Source organism: Microbacterium songi, assembly GCF_042747925.1.
Classification (GTDB): Bacteria; Actinomycetota; Actinomycetes; order Actinomycetales; family Microbacteriaceae; genus Microbacterium.
In genome coordinates this window covers 20,312-35,284 of record NZ_JBHZIE010000009.1, presented here as the reverse complement: position 1 = coordinate 35,284, position 14,973 = coordinate 20,312, and the positions used below count along the sequence as shown (strand labels likewise).

Annotated in this window: 17 protein-coding genes; 12 read left to right on the top strand and 5 right to left on the bottom strand. The window is 64.3% G+C overall.

Annotation, left to right across the window (positions count from 1 at the left end; genetic code table 11):
- Positions 1–61 precede the first annotated feature (61 nt).
- From ACFM35_RS11135 to ACFM35_RS11110, 6 genes are all read left to right on the top strand, one after another.
- Positions 62–982: a carbohydrate ABC transporter permease gene (locus ACFM35_RS11135; protein WP_378841983.1), complete on the top strand. Its 921-nt coding sequence runs from the start codon at positions 62–64 to the stop codon at positions 980–982.
- A 1-nt stretch (position 983) separates the two neighbouring features.
- Positions 984–1,805 carry a carbohydrate ABC transporter permease gene (locus tag ACFM35_RS11130; RefSeq protein WP_378841981.1) on the top strand — a complete coding sequence of 274 codons (822 nt, stop codon included), beginning with the start codon at positions 984–986 and terminating at the stop codon, positions 1,803–1,805.
- A 151-nt stretch (positions 1,806–1,956) separates the two neighbouring features.
- Positions 1,957–2,397 carry a fluoride efflux transporter FluC gene (locus ACFM35_RS11125; protein ID WP_378841979.1) on the top strand — a complete coding sequence of 147 codons (441 nt, stop codon included), beginning with the start codon at positions 1,957–1,959 and terminating at the stop codon, positions 2,395–2,397.
- Positions 2,394–2,774 (top strand): fluoride efflux transporter CrcB, encoded by a 381-nt coding sequence (crcB, locus tag ACFM35_RS11120; RefSeq protein ID WP_378841977.1) that lies wholly within the window; start codon positions 2,394–2,396, stop codon positions 2,772–2,774. The genes ACFM35_RS11125 and crcB overlap by 4 nt, the downstream gene beginning before the upstream one ends.
- Positions 2,775–2,876: 102 nt before the next feature.
- Complete coding sequence (locus tag ACFM35_RS11115; protein ID WP_378841975.1) at positions 2,877–3,386, top strand: redoxin domain-containing protein; 510 nt, start codon at positions 2,877–2,879, stop codon at positions 3,384–3,386.
- A 54-nt stretch (positions 3,387–3,440) separates the two neighbouring features.
- Positions 3,441–3,935 carry a DsbA family protein gene (locus ACFM35_RS11110; RefSeq protein WP_378841973.1) on the top strand — a complete coding sequence of 165 codons (495 nt, stop codon included), beginning with the start codon at positions 3,441–3,443 and terminating at the stop codon, positions 3,933–3,935.
- A gap of 112 nt (positions 3,936–4,047) precedes the next feature.
- Here the strand turns inward: ACFM35_RS11110 and ACFM35_RS11105 are convergent, their stop codons facing one another.
- Both ACFM35_RS11105 and ACFM35_RS11100 read right to left on the bottom strand, forming a co-directional pair.
- Positions 4,048–4,308 (bottom strand): hypothetical protein, encoded by a 261-nt coding sequence (locus tag ACFM35_RS11105; RefSeq protein WP_378841971.1) that lies wholly within the window; start codon positions 4,306–4,308, stop codon positions 4,048–4,050.
- A gap of 23 nt (positions 4,309–4,331) precedes the next feature.
- Positions 4,332–5,459 carry an FAD binding domain-containing protein gene (locus ACFM35_RS11100; RefSeq protein ID WP_378841969.1) on the bottom strand — a complete coding sequence of 376 codons (1,128 nt, stop codon included), beginning with the start codon at positions 5,457–5,459 and terminating at the stop codon, positions 4,332–4,334.
- 251 nt (positions 5,460–5,710) lie between these two features.
- Here ACFM35_RS11100 and ACFM35_RS11095 point away from each other — a divergent pair, with 251 nt between their 5' ends.
- From ACFM35_RS11095 to ACFM35_RS11075, 5 genes are all read left to right on the top strand, one after another.
- Complete coding sequence (locus ACFM35_RS11095; protein ID WP_378841967.1) at positions 5,711–6,433, top strand: alpha/beta fold hydrolase; 723 nt, start codon at positions 5,711–5,713, stop codon at positions 6,431–6,433.
- A gap of 25 nt (positions 6,434–6,458) precedes the next feature.
- Positions 6,459–8,075, top strand: a complete 1,617-nt coding sequence (locus tag ACFM35_RS11090; RefSeq protein ID WP_378841965.1) for an MFS transporter — start codon at positions 6,459–6,461, stop codon at positions 8,073–8,075.
- A 222-nt stretch (positions 8,076–8,297) separates the two neighbouring features.
- A complete protein-coding gene (locus tag ACFM35_RS11085) occupies positions 8,298–8,636 on the top strand; it encodes a hypothetical protein (RefSeq protein ID WP_378841964.1) in 339 nt (112 codons plus the stop codon).
- Positions 8,633–9,031: a nuclear transport factor 2 family protein gene (locus ACFM35_RS11080; protein WP_378841962.1), complete on the top strand. Its 399-nt coding sequence runs from the start codon at positions 8,633–8,635 to the stop codon at positions 9,029–9,031. Before ACFM35_RS11085 ends, ACFM35_RS11080 begins: the two co-directional genes overlap by 4 nt.
- A gap of 33 nt (positions 9,032–9,064) precedes the next feature.
- Positions 9,065–9,349 (top strand): hypothetical protein, encoded by a 285-nt coding sequence (locus tag ACFM35_RS11075; RefSeq protein WP_378841960.1) that lies wholly within the window; start codon positions 9,065–9,067, stop codon positions 9,347–9,349.
- 5 nt (positions 9,350–9,354) lie between these two features.
- Here the strand turns inward: ACFM35_RS11075 and ACFM35_RS11070 are convergent, their stop codons facing one another.
- Positions 9,355–10,017 (bottom strand): YoaK family protein, encoded by a 663-nt coding sequence (locus ACFM35_RS11070; RefSeq protein WP_378841958.1) that lies wholly within the window; start codon positions 10,015–10,017, stop codon positions 9,355–9,357.
- A 270-nt stretch (positions 10,018–10,287) separates the two neighbouring features.
- On the opposite strand from ACFM35_RS11070, the gene ACFM35_RS11065 reads away from it, so the two are divergent.
- On the top strand, positions 10,288–11,505 hold the full coding sequence (locus tag ACFM35_RS11065; protein ID WP_378841956.1) for a cupin domain-containing protein: 1,218 nt from the start codon (positions 10,288–10,290) through the stop codon (positions 11,503–11,505).
- A gap of 176 nt (positions 11,506–11,681) precedes the next feature.
- Here ACFM35_RS11065 and ACFM35_RS11060 read toward each other — a convergent pair whose 3' ends face one another.
- The gene (locus ACFM35_RS11060) at positions 11,682–11,879 is read right to left on the bottom strand and encodes a hypothetical protein (RefSeq protein WP_378841954.1); all 198 of its coding nucleotides are present in this window, start codon (positions 11,877–11,879) and stop codon (positions 11,682–11,684) included.
- A 218-nt stretch (positions 11,880–12,097) separates the two neighbouring features.
- Complete coding sequence (locus ACFM35_RS11055) at positions 12,098–14,791, bottom strand: AAA family ATPase (RefSeq protein ID WP_378841952.1); 2,694 nt, start codon at positions 14,789–14,791, stop codon at positions 12,098–12,100.
- Positions 14,792–14,973 lie beyond the last annotated feature (182 nt).

The following is a 14,973-nucleotide window of genomic DNA, read 5'->3' as shown; positions in this document are numbered from 1 at the left end:
GTGTTCACGACCCTGGCACTGCGACCCGCACCATGAAGGTCCCTAGTTAGGAAGCAACACCATGGCAGCAGTACCAGTTGTGCGGTTGGACAAGCGGCCGCGCGCAAGACGTCCCTATCGCGGGTTCGCCCACTCCGTGTGGTGGTTCGTCCTGCCGGCAGCGGCTCTCTACGTCTTCGCCGTCGTCTACCCCAGCATCCGCGGAAGCCTCTACGCCTTCACTGATTGGGACGGCGTCTCTCTGGACCCCAGCTGGGTCGGCCTCGATCAGTTCGCGCGCATCTGGTCGGACCCGAACGGTCTCACGGCGATCAGGAACACGCTCCTCATCGCCTTCGCCGTGACGGTGATCCAGAACGCGATCGGGCTGCTGATCGCACTCGCCGTCAACTCCCGTATCAAGACGAGGAACATTCTCCGGGTGCTGATCTTCGCCCCCGTCGTGGTCACGTCCATCGCCGTCGGCTTCCTCTGGAAGAACCTCTACGCGCCCGAAGGCGGTATCAACCAGATCCTCGAATCGGTCGGGCTCGGCGCGCTTCAGCAGAACTGGCTCGGCGATCCTTCCGTGGCCATCTGGTCGATCATCATCGTCATGTTCTGGCAGTTCGTCGGCTACTCCATGGTGATCTTCCTCGCCGGCCTGCAGGGCATTCCCGAGGAGGTCCTGGAGGCGGCGGCCATCGACGGGGCAGGCCCGATCCGACGATTCTGGTCCGTGATCCGTCCGCTCCTCGCACCCGCGATCACGATCAACGTGATGCTCTCCCTCATCGGCGGACTCAAGCTGTTCGATCAGGTCTTCGTCATGACCCAGGGCGGACCGGGCGGTGCGACCAACACCATCTCCACTCTGATCTACTCGAATGCGTTCGCGCTCGGACGTTTCGGCTATGCCGCAGCCCTCGCCGTTGTCCTGGCCATCTTCGTCGCCGTCGCGTCGATCATCCAATACCGTCTTCTCGCCCTCCAGGAGCGCTGACATGTTCCGCTACACCTGGCGCACAGGGGTCCTCGAGATCGTGATGATCATCGTCGGTCTCGTCTTCCTCTTCCCCATCTACGTCCTCGTCAACCTGTCCCTGAAGGCCCCCGGCGACCAGAGCGCCACGCTCGCCCCGCCACTGCAGCCCACCTTCCAGAACTTCATCGACGCGTGGCAGCAAGGCGGACTCGGTGGCGCCCTACTGAACAGCTTCATCGTCACCGTCGTAACAGTCGGCCTCACCGTGATCTTCGCCGCATCCGCCGCCTACCCGCTCTCGCGGCTAGGAGCACGGTGGTCGAAGCTCACCTACTTCGCCTTCCTCGCCGGGCTCCTCCTGCCCGCGCAACTCGCGCTGCTGCCGCTCTACCAAACCATTCGCGACCTGGGCCTGCTGGGAAGCCTCGCCGGCGTCATCCTTGTCGGCGTCGGAGGAAGCATGCCGTTCTCCGTCTTCCTGTACTCCGGATTCCTCCGGGCGCTCCCTGCCGAGTACGAAGAGGCGGCTGCACTCGACGGCGCGAACGCCTTCCGGACGTTCTGGTCGGTCGTCTTCCCCCTCGTCAGACCCATCACCGGCACGGTGGTCATCCTGACCGCGGTAGCGACGTGGAACGATTTCCTCACTCCGCTGCTCTACCTCTCCGGGAGTGACCAGCAGACGGTCACCGTTGCCATCTACGGATTCGTGGGGCAGTTCGGTGCGCAGTGGAACCTCATCTTCGCGGGCATCATCATCAGCATTCTGCCCATCCTGATCGCCTACTTCTTCCTGCAGAAGTACATTGTTCAGGGCTTCGCAGGTGGGTTGAAGGGATAGCTTCCGCCCCCACGGTTCGGTCAGCGTAGCGTTCTTGAACCGTCGCGGCGGCATGTGGGGGTTCAACCGGGGAGAGTTGCGACGAATGATGAAGCGCCATGCTGCGTGACATTCATAAGGTTCGGATCTGAGCAGACTCCCAGGAGAGCAGATGCATCCGAAAAGCAGCGCCGTTCCCATATCGTCTCGCGACGTTCTTCTTGTCGGCCTCGGTGGGTGCATCGGCACGCTCGTGCGGGCATGCCTGGTCGTGCTCATCCCCAGTGTCGGGCCGTTTCCCACCGCGATCTGCCTGATAAACATCAGCGGCGCATTCATTCTCGGCTGGTTGCTCGCGGTCCTGTCACCAATCAGTCCAGAGTCCGATCGGAGCCGCGCGGCACGCCTTTTCTTCGGGACGGGACTGCTCGGCGGCTACACCACGTACAGCACTTTCGCGGTGGATGAGCGAGGGTTCATCCTGGCAGGGGACATGGGCACGGCACTGCTGTTCGGTCTCCCCACGGCGGTCCTGGGCATCGTCGCGGCCGCTGCCGGGTCCGCTCTGGTGAAGACCTCGCATGCTCGTGGCATTCGGCGGACACGTTCATGAGCATCACCGTCCTACTGACCATCGCGGTCGCAGGGGGTTGCGGTGCTGCAGCGAGGTTTGCGCTGGACAGTGCGATCACCGCGAGCTCCAAGAGTCGAATCCCTGTCGGGACGCTGGTCATCAATATCAGTGGGTCGTTCTTGCTGGCGCTGGCGACCGGCCTGCTTGTCGGCAAACTGATCTCGGCTGACGTTCTTGCGATCGCCGGGACAGGCTTCCTCGGTGGTTACACGACGTTCAGCACAGCGAGCACGCAGACCGTCGACCTCATCAGAGACCGCCATTTCACTGACGCGGCGGTCTATGCCGCGGGGATGCTCCTCGGGTCCGTCGTGGCCGCCGCAGCCGGCTTCTGGCTCGCAACAGCGTGGGTGTGAAACCAGCTGATGTGAAATCTCGACATCTGTCCCGTGCCTCCCCGACCTGATGTCATTAGCGTTTCGAAGCACACGGAAGACATATCTGACGAGGATGATCCGATGACCGGTTACGTCGAGCACCACCCGAAAGACATCCTCGGCGTCGGCGAGAAAGCGCCCGACTTCGCACTCCACGACACCCCGGAACACACTCTCACTCTCTCGAGTCTTCGCGGTAAGCCCGTCATCTTGGTGTTCTACCCCGCGGACTGGAGCGCGGTGTGCGGAGACGAACTCAACGTATTCAACGCAGCCGAGACGTTGCTCAGTGCGGATAACGCCGTCGTGCTCGGCATTTCGGTCGACGGGGTCTGGTCGCACCAGGCGTTCGTCGCCGACCGCGGTCTCCGGTTCTCCCTGCTGAGCGACTTCGAGCCGAAGGGGGAAGTCTCCCGGCGATACGGTGCGTATGACTTTCACACCGGCACGAGCAAGCGGGCACTCTTCGTCATCGACGCCGCCGGCGTCATCGCTTGGAGCTACCTGTCACCCAACGACGTCAATCCGGGCGTCGACGGTGTCTTGGACGCGCTTGCCGCGTTGAAGGCACCGACCGAGCCACCTCATTGAGATTGGATCCCCATGTCACACCTTCGCATCCCCGTCTCCGATCACGACCACAGCTTGGGTCCGGCCGACGCGCCGATAACGCTCATCGAGTACGGGGATTACCAGTGCCCGTACTGCGGCGCGGCATTTCCTGTCGTGAAGGAGCTCCTCAAGAAATACGACGGAAAAATCCGCTTCATCTTCCGGAACTTTCCCATCGCAGAGATTCACCCCGAGGCCGTGGACGCAGCCTTCGTCGCCGAGTTCGCCTCGGAACACGGCGAGTTCTGGCAGGCCCACGACCTGCTCTACGAGAACCAGACCGATCTCGGGCCACAGCTGTACCAGCGGATCTGCGAAGCGCTCGGGCTGAGCGCCGCTGACCTGGAGCAGGCGGCGAAGGAGAACAAATACACCGCACGGATCAAGGCCGACGAAGACGGGGGCCTCCGCAGCGGCGTGAACGGCACACCGACCTTCTTCCTCAACGGCGCACTGGTCGAAGCCGGAACCGCCGGCCTCGCGGACGCGATCGCAGCCGAGATCGGGCACCTCAACACCGGAGGGTGACCCGTGCCGTCACGTGCCACACCGCTCGGATCGCCGCAGATGTCGCACACCGTGGGGTTCTGGTTGTCGCCACCGCGTTCCGCAGTGACGCTCCTGATGCGGACCCGGGACTTCACCCGAGTCCCGCACCTCGCAGCATCCGGCGGATCTCGAGGAGAGATTGCTCGGAGACGGGTGTTCCGCTGGGCTTGTGCAGGGTGAGCCGAACATTGTTCATGCGGACGATGAGTTGACTCCCTTCCTGCGTCGCCTCCACGTCAGCCACCTGCTCAAGCAGCGTGACCACCGCATCCCAGCTGATGTTCTGGGAAGTCGGGTGGTGCAGGATCTCAAACAGCGTTCGTTGCGCGGCGTCCGTCAGCGTCTTGTCCATGATTCCGTCCTCCTGCATTCGTGTCACAGCGTAAGCGATTCGCCGAGCTGCTGCCCATAGCGGGCGATGGTCCGACCGACAGGCAGCCGATCCTGGTTGTATTTTTCGAGTGCGTCGGCGACGGAGAGCTCCGTCCTCAGGAGGTCGACCAGGGCCATCGCATCGCCGGCCGCTTTCGCCGCTCCCATAGCGGTGTGGGGCCGAACGACGACGCCCGCATCACCGACGAGCGCAATGTTGTCTGTAGACAGACGAGGGGCTACATAGTCGTAGATGGCTTGGAGGAAGGGCTCCGGTTCGGCCGCGACCGCCTGCGCCATCGCCGGTGGAAGCTCGGTCGTCGCGGCCTGCACGAGCGTCTCGCGGAGGTCTGCGGGCAGGTCGCCGGGTGCGAGCGAGACTCCCGTCCGGCTGTGCCCACTCTGAACCATGAGATTCTCCAGGTCGGCGGGGGACAGCGAGCGGTACCAGACCCAGTTGTATCGCCTGAGGCCGCGAGTTGTCTGGCCGTCTGCCCCCGGGACGAGATAACCCAACATGTGCGCATGCCGGGCCGTGTAGAAGGCAAAACGGTCCAGGAGGACGTTGGCTGCTGGTTCTGGGAGCGCCTCCTCCGGGACGAGACCGCGCCAGGTGACGTACCCGACGTAGCTGTTGGCGGACTGTCCCGGAGCGACGGCGCCGCGGACTACGGAGTTGAGGCCGTCGGCGCCGACGACCAGATCGAAGGTTTGCTCCCGCCCCCTCTCGAGGTGGACGACCGCCTCGCGGCCCTGTGGACGCACCGCGGTGACCGCGCTTCCCAGCAGATAGCGACCGTCCGGGATGAGTGCCCGCAATCCGTCGTAAAGGTAGTCCCAGGAGAGTTGAGTCTGCGGCGTGGGATCCCGGTAGAGGACGTTGCCTCGGCGGTCGAGCGTGATCCGTTCGCGTGCTTCGACGCCGGAGCGCGCGACCGCTGCCAACTGCAGCCGGGCGAGGATGTCGTAGAGGTCCTGCTGACCGACAAGCCCCGCGCCCCGCCGCGCCAGCCCCGTTTGCGAGCGTTCGAGGACGGTGACGTGGTGGCCGGACTGATGCAACAACGCCGCGGTGAAGAGGCCGCCGAGCGATCCTCCGACGACGCCGACATTCAAGGGTGTGGTGGGCATCGGGCGCCTCCTAGATGGTGGGTGAGACGACGGTATCGATGGGAGGGAGTGCTCCGCTTCGACGTTCGCCGAAACTTCAGTCCACGCCCGGCGATGTCACGCGCCGTCGTCCCTCAGAGCCGGATGAACTTTCGCACCAGGCGAGGCGGCACGCGCAAAGTGGGAGCAACCTCTACGACTTCTGTCGAAAGAAGGTTGTGACTGCTCTTTATAGATTCGTTTGATCGCACCGGAACGACCGCGAGGTAACCATGACAGCAAGCACCACGGTCGTCCTCGTCCACGGAGCATTCACGGATGCCTCCACCTGGTGGCCAGTCGTGCTGCGTCTGCTCGGCGCCGGTCACCGCGTCCTCGCGCCGCCCGTCATCGGCCGGAGCTTCCACGCCGACTGCGATTACATCCGCGCTTTCGTCGAGCGCCTTGAAGGTTCAGTCCTCCTCGTCGGCCACGGCTATGGTGCGGCGGTCGTCACCGTCGCCGGCCACGCAGCCAACGTCAAAGGCCTGCTCTTCATCGCTGGGTACGTACCGGAGCGCGAGGAGAGTATCGAGGCGATGAATGACCTCTTCGCCCCGGCCGAAGCCTCCCAACACCTCGTTGCCGCGACATTTCAGGGCGACGGGGCGTCGGGCACGGAAATCACCATCGCCATCGATCAGTACCCGTACTTGATGGCCGAAGGTCTGCCTGACGACGAGACAGCTGTCCTCGCCGTGTCGCAGCGGCCGATCTCCGTCGCGGCTCTCGCCGAGCGCGCCGCAACCGATGCGTGGCGGACAACCCCAAGCTGGGGAGTAGTCGCGACCGAGGATCGAGCCGTGAGTCCCGAGTTGCAACGATTCGGCTACCAACGCGCACGCTGCCGGGAGGTCGCCGCCTTTCATGGCCCGCACCTGGTGATCCAAACTCACGCCGCGGAGATCGTGAGATTCATCGCCGCCATCGTGAGAGAGATCGCTGCAGATGGCTGACCAGCCGGTTGAACCTACACCCGCGGTGCAGACACGCGAATGGGCCGCAGGCTTCGCACCACTCACCGTGCCCATCTTCCGACTGGTGTGGCTGGCATCGCTCGTCAGCAACATCGGCAGCTGGATGCAGACGGTTGGAGCTCAATGGTTGCTTGTCGAGACGAACAGCTCCGCTTTGCTCGTGGCCCTCGTTCAGACGGCATCCGCTGCGCCCGTACTGATATTCGCCATCCCCTCCGGTGTCATCGGAGAGTTCTTGAACCGGCGGCTGGTGCTCCTGTACTCGCAGGCGGTACAACTCATTGTCGTCCTCGGGCTGACATATCTGACATGGATCGGTCAGACGACGACGTTGATTCTGTTGGCGTCCACGTTTGCGCTGGGAATAATCTCGGCCATCCAACTCCCCGCGTTTCAGGCGCTCGTGCCCGACATCGTTCCGCGGAACATGCTCGTCGACGCGGCGAGCCTCTCGTCCATCGGGGTCAACATTGCGCGCGCAATCGGTCCGGCCATCGCAGGTCTTGTCGTTGCGCAGTTCGGTGTCGCAGCTGTTTTCTTCCTCAACGCCCTCTCCTTCGTCGTCTTCCTGGGGGTGCTGCTTTTCTGGAAGACATACAAGCCACCCGTGGCCCGGCACGAGCCGTTCGTGGATGCCACCCGCGCGGGAACCCGATACGTGTTGCACTCCCACATCGTGCGGGTCATCCTGCTCCGACTCGCGATCTTCCTGGTCCCCGCGAATGCGCTTTGGGCACTCCTTCCGACGATCGCGAAGGGCTCCCTCGGACTGACGGCGAGCGGCTACGGACTCCTGTTGGCGGCCCTCGGGGCAGGGTCGATCATCGGTGCGTTCGTGCTGCCCTGGGCTCGGCGGGTGGCCGCGTTCAACGGTGTCATCCTCTTGTCCTCGGCCGTCTTCGGCGTGGGGCTCGTCGTACTCGTCCTCTCGCCGACCCTCTGGGTGACTTTTCCGGTTCTCGTGGCCACGGGGCTGGCCTGGATAGGGGTGGTGGCTACCATCAACGGCGCTCTCCAGGCATTCCTGCCCGTATGGGTGCGCACCCGCGGACTCTCGTTCTACCAGCTCGTGTTCTTCGGTTGCACGGCGGCCGGCTCAGCCGTGTCAGGGGTGCTCGCTGCCATCTGGGGATCCGAAGTCGTCGTCATCGCAGCCGGGATCCTGTGCGTCCTAGGCGCGCTTTCCCTGCTCGTCTCGCCGATCCCCAAAACCACAGGCATCGGACGCGACATCGTCGAAGTGCCTGGAGTCGACGACGAGCCGAGAGCAGACGGAAGCGATGACGCCGCCGTCCTCGTGCTGATTCGCTACACCGTTCCCCAGGATCGACGCGCAGAATTCCTATCGGTCATCACACAAGTCAAAGAGACACGGCTTCGCACGGGCGGCCGCGAATGGCATGTCTACAGTGACGCGGACGACGCCGACGTCATCGTGGAGGCTTACAGCGTCGGGTCATGGCGAGAGCATGTGAGCCAACACGAGGGCCGCACAACCGAGTTCGACGGCGCACTCATCTCCCGCGCTCGCGCCATGAGCGCCGTAGTGCCCACTGCGACGCACCTTCTCGCCATCCAGCCGACGCGCTTCCACAACCACATGCCCCGCGGCAACGGTTGAGCGCGGGGCGTGCTCCTGGAGCCTTCGCCGGGCAATGCGACAGGTTCCAACGGAAGTCGAAGAGCTCGAGCCGCTTCCCTCGCTACATTCGGCCGCACAGACCCCGAGGAGCGCCATGCTGACGATCGAGAGAATCGCGCCGCCGACCGTCCTGATGCGATGCGCGGCCGAGTTCGCCGACGCGCCCAGCATGCCGTCCCACGGTTGAAGATGGAGACCCCCGTGGCACTGCGAGCCCGATTCGGCACATTGCCTTCCGCCGTCGGCGGGGCGCTCGAGGCAGCATGCCGACATGACCTCTCCGAATTCTTGTCGTGCTTCACGAGGGACGCGAGCGTGGACGTGTGGGGGTGCTCTCACACGACATGCGCCTCCATCGAGTACTGGGCACGGGATCTGCTCTCGGACGACCAGTTCGGTTTGACGGACTTCATCTACGCGCAACTGGGCGAGATTGCGGCTGTCCATGCACAGATGACGAGCCGCGACTATATCGGACCCGTCACCTTCGCGTTCACCCTCAACGGGGCACGCATCCGCGCGCTGCACATCACCACGTGAACGGAACGGATATGGACGAGCTTTCACGCGCGGCGAACTCCGCCATCGGGCAACTGGAGCTCGAACTGATAGTCCGCGATTTCATCACCGTACTCAACGAGGGTTCGCCTCGGGAGCTGCACGCCTTCCTCGCCGAGGACGTTCACTACAGACCATCCGCCGCCCGGACCATCTATGGGAGGGCGGCCGTCGTCGCCATGATCGAAGACATCAGGTGCGCGTTCGAGGAGTGGCGCACCTTCATGGTCGACGTGGCAGTGACGGGCGACGTCGTCTTGGCTGAGCAGTCCATGAGTCTTCGGCTGCCTGGAGGAGAACCGCACCTCGTGATGGGCTTCGCGAGCTTCCGCCTCGAGAACTTCCGTATAGCCGCTTGGCACCAGCTCCACGCCTAGTCCGACCAGCCGCACACCGAGAGAGAGAAAGCTATGCCCGATCAGCCGCTCACCGAGCACCTGTCAGAGAATCACCGCAACACGCTCTACCACCTCGAGCAGCACCCTACTTCCCACAACGTCGAGTGGCCGGACCTCCTCGCGCTCCTGGATGAGGTCGCCGATGTGACGGAAGAGCACAGCGGCAAATTCCGGGTCCGACTCGGGCAGTCCGAACTCTTCCTCACCAGACCGCATCACAAGGACATCGATGAATTGATGGTCATGGACGTGCGTCGTCTCCTCCGCATCAACGGCATCAGCACCGCGAAGAAGTAGCCCGGCTACGGCGTCGGCGCGTTCTGAGCGGGGTCCACCGGGCCTCGATGCGCGAGCGCCGCCGCGGCGAGCACGAGCAACGCGAGGGCCGCCGCGCCGAGGGAACTACCGACCCACCAACGGTCGATAGCAAAACCGATCCCACCACCCGCGGCGAACCCTACGAGAACGACGAGATACGCCCCCGCCTGCCGGAGGTGCGGTTGACCGTCCGTGGACACACGGTGTGCGAGCGCGCGCCCGACGAGGCTTGATGCCATCTGCAGAACAAGGGTCACCGCGACGTTTCCGTAGAGCATTCCGGATTCTCGGTGAAAAGCATTCCCCTGCACGCCGGCGAGAAAGCTGATGGCCCAGGCAACAACCACCGGCCCGAGAAGACCCGTCGAGTACAGCACCGCAAGTGCGATGAGGAACGCGGCCTCGACAACCAGAACCGGGACGGAGTAGGACGCACGCGCGCGCTCGAAGAGCAGAACCACAATGCTGCACGCGCACGCGCCCATCGCGAACGCGAAGATGGATACCAGCGCGGTGACCAGACGTTCGTACTCGCCGTCGACCAGAAGGTACCCGACGGACACGATGTTGCCCGACTGGACAGTGGCGAACGTGGACGCGTTCTGAAAGGTCCACGCGTTCAGGAGGCCCGAAACGACAGCGAGCACCACGGCTGAGTGAGGACGTTCGAGGACGGGGAAAGCGCGGGCCCCGCCCCGTGGTGCTGCAGATGGCATAGATGATCTCTCGCAGTAGACGGTGAAACGACGTCGCCCCACGCAATCGCGTTGCACCCCCGCCCGGCTACGACAAAGGTCGAATGATGACCCGCACCAAATCTTCAACATCTGTCGGAGAGATCGATGACGCGACACGAGTGTGCTGAGAGGGCGGGCCGAAGCTCGCGCACAGCTCGCGAGCTTGAACGGAGCCTCCTTATGAACGACAACGACAACCCCACCCCGCACCACGAGTCGCCCTCGCTCGGAAACCCGGACCTCCCCGCCGAGGGTGAGGCGAACACCGTCGACGACCCGGCCAGTCTGAGGATGACCGGCCCTCAGAACCGGATCATCGAAAGCCAGTTCCCGAGCCAGATGGACGCCCCCGGAACGGACATCTCGACCCAAGCGATCTTCTGGTCATCGTTCAATATCTCACCGCGCCGCGTGCAGCGCGGCGGCTGGGCGCGCGAACTCACAAAACAGGACTTCGCGATCTCCGACGAGATCGCCGGCGTCAATATGTATCTCGAGCCGGGCGGCATTCGTGAGCTGCACTGGCATCAGACTGCCGAGTGGGCGGTGATGACTCGCGGTCGTTGCCGTGTGACGACCATCAGCCGGTCCGGGCTACCCAGCGTCGAGGATGTGGAAGAAGGCGACCTGTGGTTCTTCCCCGGCGGGACCCCACACTCTCTCCAGGGCCTCGGACCCGACGGCGCCGAGTTCGTCCTGGCCTTCGACGACGGAGAGCAGTCGGAATCGAACACGCTGCTCCTGACGGACTGGTTCGCGCACACCCCTCCGGACATTCTGGCGAAGAACTTCGGAGTGGCCCAAGAGGTCTTCAGCGACATCCCACTGCACAACCTGTGGATCTTCCCCGGCGACGAACCCGGTGATCTCGCGAAAGACCAATCCGACGCGGGCGTGGAATGGGGTTCGGCAGAGCCCATCATCTTCCGACTCTCTCGGTCGCAGCCGCTGCACGAGAACTCCGGCGGACGGATCCAGGTTGCAGACAGTACGAACTTCCCTCTGTCCAACACTGTTGCCGCGGCACTGGTCACCATCGAGCCCGGCTCGATGCGGGAGCTGCACTGGCACCCCAACGCAGACGAATGGCAGTACTACCTACGGGGTTCCGCACGCATGACCGTCTTCAACACGGGCCCTCACGCGAACACCACCGACTTTCGTGCCGGGGATGTGGGCGTCGTCCGGAAGAACTTCGGGCACTACGTCGAGAACACCGGCGATGACGTCCTGCAGTTCCTGGAAGTCTTCAAGGCCCCGAAGTACGAGGAGATCTCGCTGGCGAACTGGCTGAGCCACGTTCCTCCGTCGCTCTTGGCCGCCCACCTGAACATCGACGAGGCAACTCTCGCGACGTTCCCGCGCGGCACGCAAGGCATCACCCCCATCCGCGATTGAAGGCCGCAATGCGCGTGGCGAGGGTGACCTGCCGGGACCCCGAACACCGCACCTTCCGCCCTCGCGCGCCCGGGGGAGCGCCGCGATCACGCTGACCGCCTCGACACGCGCCGAAGCGGGCCATGGGCCGAAGGCCATGGCCCGCTTCGGGTTCGGTCGCGGGAGGCCGCCTCCCGTCAGTAGTCCGAACGATTCTCCACCTCGGTGTCCACCTCTGTCGCGTCCTGCGCCCATGCCGCCAGAGCCAGGCGGAGCTGACGAGCCAGCCACTCCGTTCCGAGCTGCTCGACGTGGTCCTCGAGTGCGGTGAGTTGCGCGATTCGCTCGTCAACGCTCCCACTCAGGTCTGCGGGGTTGGAGTCTGTTCCGGTCATATCTCTCCTCGATCCTGTGACGACGTCGCTGTGCCGGTAGATCCGCGGCAGAGACGTGCGGTCACGATACGAGGTGATGCCGCCCCAATCATTCGACGGATGCCGAAAGTCATCGGAACATCAGCTACTGCAATGATCGGTCGAGATGCTCGCCAGGTGCCCGGAAAGTCTCTCGCGACAGGGCGCTATCCAGGAGCCCACCCTTGCGGGCCTGACGATCAGGGCTTGAGCTTCTTCAGCTCTGCCCGTCCCGAGATACCCAATTTCGGGTACGCCGAGTAAAGGTGTGCGCCGACCGTTCTGGGCGACAAGAAGAGAGCCTGAGCGATCTCGCGGTTGGTCATGCCGGTCGCCGCCAACCCGACCACCCGTTCTTCCTGCGACGTCAGTGCTCGCCCTGCGTCTCGCCTCTGCTTCGGGCTACGTTCTCCCGCCGCAGTCAGCTCAGCACGGGCCACGTCGCCCCACATCTGAAAGCCGAAATGGTCGAACGCGTCCCGCGCCTGCCTCAACCGCTCACGTGCCTCGCCGATCCTGTTCTGCCGGCGAAGCCATTCACCGTAACTGAGGTTGGCTCGAGCTCGAAGGTACGGCAGCGGATTGATCCTGTCGTCGGAAGCGCGAGCGAGGGCGTCCTCTCGCTCCTCGAGCGCCAGGACGGCGTGCGCGAACTGCAGTTCGCCACTCATTCGCTCGGATGCTGCGAACGACCTCATCGCCTGGTAATGCGTCAGCACGGGAAAGGCCAGCGAGCCGTTTCCGGATCGCGCCGCCGCATCCGCGTACTCCGCAAGACCGCGAGAACCGTAGAACCAGTGGTACGAACCTCCGGCCGGATCGACGAGCTCCGACAGTGTCTCGAATGCGTCCTGATGTCGACCACTCGCCGATTCGGACGTTCCGCGCGCGAGGAGGAAGTGCATCCGGAGGACGCCTCCCTGGAGGGCCGTTGCAGCCTCCGGATACTCTTGCTGCAGGGCGGCGGCGTCGACTGCGTGGCCCTCAGCGGCTCGTATCCACAACTGCGTGAGGCGGGCGGTGAGCCCGAGGAACGGCTCTTGAATCTCGCGAGCGTATGCGAGCGATTCCTCGCACGCCAGTCGAGCCTCACGCATCCGGCCCTGGAAATGCCGGTTGGTCGCCATGAGCACGAGCTGATGTCCGAGGCCGGCAATGCGGCCCCCTTCTTTCAACGCCTCGACGGCCGCGCTGCCGAATCGATCCGTTTCCATGACCGACCCCGCTGCCATGGCCGCGAACGCCAGCACCGCAAGCCCGTCCGCGTCGTTGATCGCGTGGACATCCATCGCGGCGAGCCGATCAGTGACACTCTCGGCGAGATCCGAGGGTGCCCCCAGAGCCTCGATCTGGAGTCGGCGAGGATCCATCGGGTTCGCGCCCCACGCCGCAACATCGTCCACGATCTGCCGCCAGTATGGACCAGGGATGGTCGTCGCCCCGTGGAAAGCCAGAGTGCTCAGGGCAGTGATGGCGTCGTCGTCATTCCCCGCTTCACGTAGTTTCTGGATCACGGCTAATGCCGCCACCCAGTCGCCCCCGCCGACCGTGCCGCCAGGGAGCAGCTGACGGATCCAGGAAACCCGCGCCCGAACTGTGCGGTCGGTGGACGCGAGCTCGGTCTCGGTGAGAAGTGAGATGCTCTGCTCCGTCTTGAAACCGAAGAATGCCGTCTCGGCAGCGAGCAGAAGGCGGCGAGCGCGATCTGCCGGAGTAACACTCAGTTCGGCCGCGCGCCTGTAGGCGCTCACCGCGGCGTCCACCGCACCGAAGCTGCGAAAACGATTGCCACCTGCTGTGAGGGCATCTGCGAGAGCCTCGTCGGGATGTTCCGCGACCACAGCGAGGTGCCAGGTCGCTCGGTCGGAACCAGGCGGGAGAAGGGCCGCGACGGAGCGGTGAGCGCGCTCACGTTCTTGACTGGTCGCGCTCTGGACAACCGCGGAGCGAACGAGCGGGTGTTGAAAGATCAGATGTCCGCGTGAGCGGTTCACGAGGCCGGTGTCGATGAGAACGTTCAGCTCAGCGGGCATCACCACGCGACCGACGATTCGGCTGGTCGCCTCGAGAATGGCCGCCTGGGCGTCGTCACTGCTCACCGCGGCGACCAGCAGAACGGTGCGGGAGATCTCGTCCAGGGGCGCAAGCCTGTCGGTGAACGCGCGCTCGAGCCGCGCTGTCAGCGGCACGACGTCACCGCTTGCAGCGGTCCACGCGTGGGGTGACTCGCTCAGCTCGATCAACGCCAGGGCATTACCCATCGACCGCTCCAGAACGAGGTCCCGCGTCGACGTCGACAAGGTCGGCGCGACCGCGTCCAGCAGAAGACGCGCGTCTGTGGGGTCGAGTGCGCCGAGGCTGAGCCGCGTGAATTCCGCGTCATCCCACTCGGGTCGCGTATTGCCGCTCCGCTCGCCGACCAGCAGCATGATGGGCTCATCGGGAATCCGCCTCGCGACGAACGCGAGGATCCGCGACGTGACAGCGTCGACCCAATGCAGGTCGTCGATGACGATCAGCAGGCCGGCGCTTGTCGCGCGCTCAGACAGCAACGTGAGGGTCGCGATGCCCAGAAAGAAGGCGTCAGCGGGCGAGCCCGCCATCTCGCCGAAGGCCACGCGAAGAGCATCTCGTTGCGGAGGGGGCAGCTCAGCGACGCGGTCCTGAAGCCCATGCGTCAGCTGGTGCAGGGCCGCGAGCGGAATATCCGACTCGGCTTGAACGCCGGTCGCGCGCAACACGTCGATACCGCGCCAGCGGGCATGTGCGATGACTGTCTCGAAAAGCGCTGTCTTGCCCACGCCGGGGTCGCCACTGACGATCACCACCCGCCCCGTGTCCGTGAGCGCGGAGAGGGCGTTCTGAATCAGCTGAAGTTCGCGATCCCGCCCCAAGAAGGGTCGCTCGTGCGCTGTCGGTTGAGTAATGGTCGGGCCAATCTAAGTAGCGTTCCGCAGCAACTAAGTCGGGTTTCCTGTGGCATGACCGCCGGGCCGTTTCTAGATTCGAGGAAGTTGCATCCCACGACTCTCCGGCCAGAAAGTCGTCGTTCCCTCTTAGCACGAAAGGTGCGATC

Coding starts and splice junctions, on each gene's coding strand:
- ACFM35_RS11075 (WP_378841960.1), top strand. CDS start 9,065: ATGCCCGATCAGCCGCTCACCGAGCACCTGTCAGAGAATCACCGCAAC.
- ACFM35_RS11065 (WP_378841956.1), top strand. CDS start 10,288: ATGAACGACAACGACAACCCCACCCCGCACCACGAGTCGCCCTCGCTC.
- crcB (WP_378841977.1), top strand. CDS start 2,394: ATGAGCATCACCGTCCTACTGACCATCGCGGTCGCAGGGGGTTGCGGT.
- ACFM35_RS11060 (WP_378841954.1), bottom strand. CDS start 11,879: ATGACCGGAACAGACTCCAACCCCGCAGACCTGAGTGGGAGCGTTGAC.
- ACFM35_RS11100 (WP_378841969.1), bottom strand. CDS start 5,459: ATGCCCACCACACCCTTGAATGTCGGCGTCGTCGGAGGATCGCTCGGC.
- ACFM35_RS11115 (WP_378841975.1), top strand. CDS start 2,877: ATGACCGGTTACGTCGAGCACCACCCGAAAGACATCCTCGGCGTCGGC.
- ACFM35_RS11125 (WP_378841979.1), top strand. CDS start 1,957: ATGCATCCGAAAAGCAGCGCCGTTCCCATATCGTCTCGCGACGTTCTT.
- ACFM35_RS11135 (WP_378841983.1), top strand. CDS start 62: ATGGCAGCAGTACCAGTTGTGCGGTTGGACAAGCGGCCGCGCGCAAGA.
- ACFM35_RS11095 (WP_378841967.1), top strand. CDS start 5,711: ATGACAGCAAGCACCACGGTCGTCCTCGTCCACGGAGCATTCACGGAT.
- ACFM35_RS11130 (WP_378841981.1), top strand. CDS start 984: ATGTTCCGCTACACCTGGCGCACAGGGGTCCTCGAGATCGTGATGATC.
- ACFM35_RS11105 (WP_378841971.1), bottom strand. CDS start 4,308: ATGGACAAGACGCTGACGGACGCCGCGCAACGAACGCTGTTTGAGATC.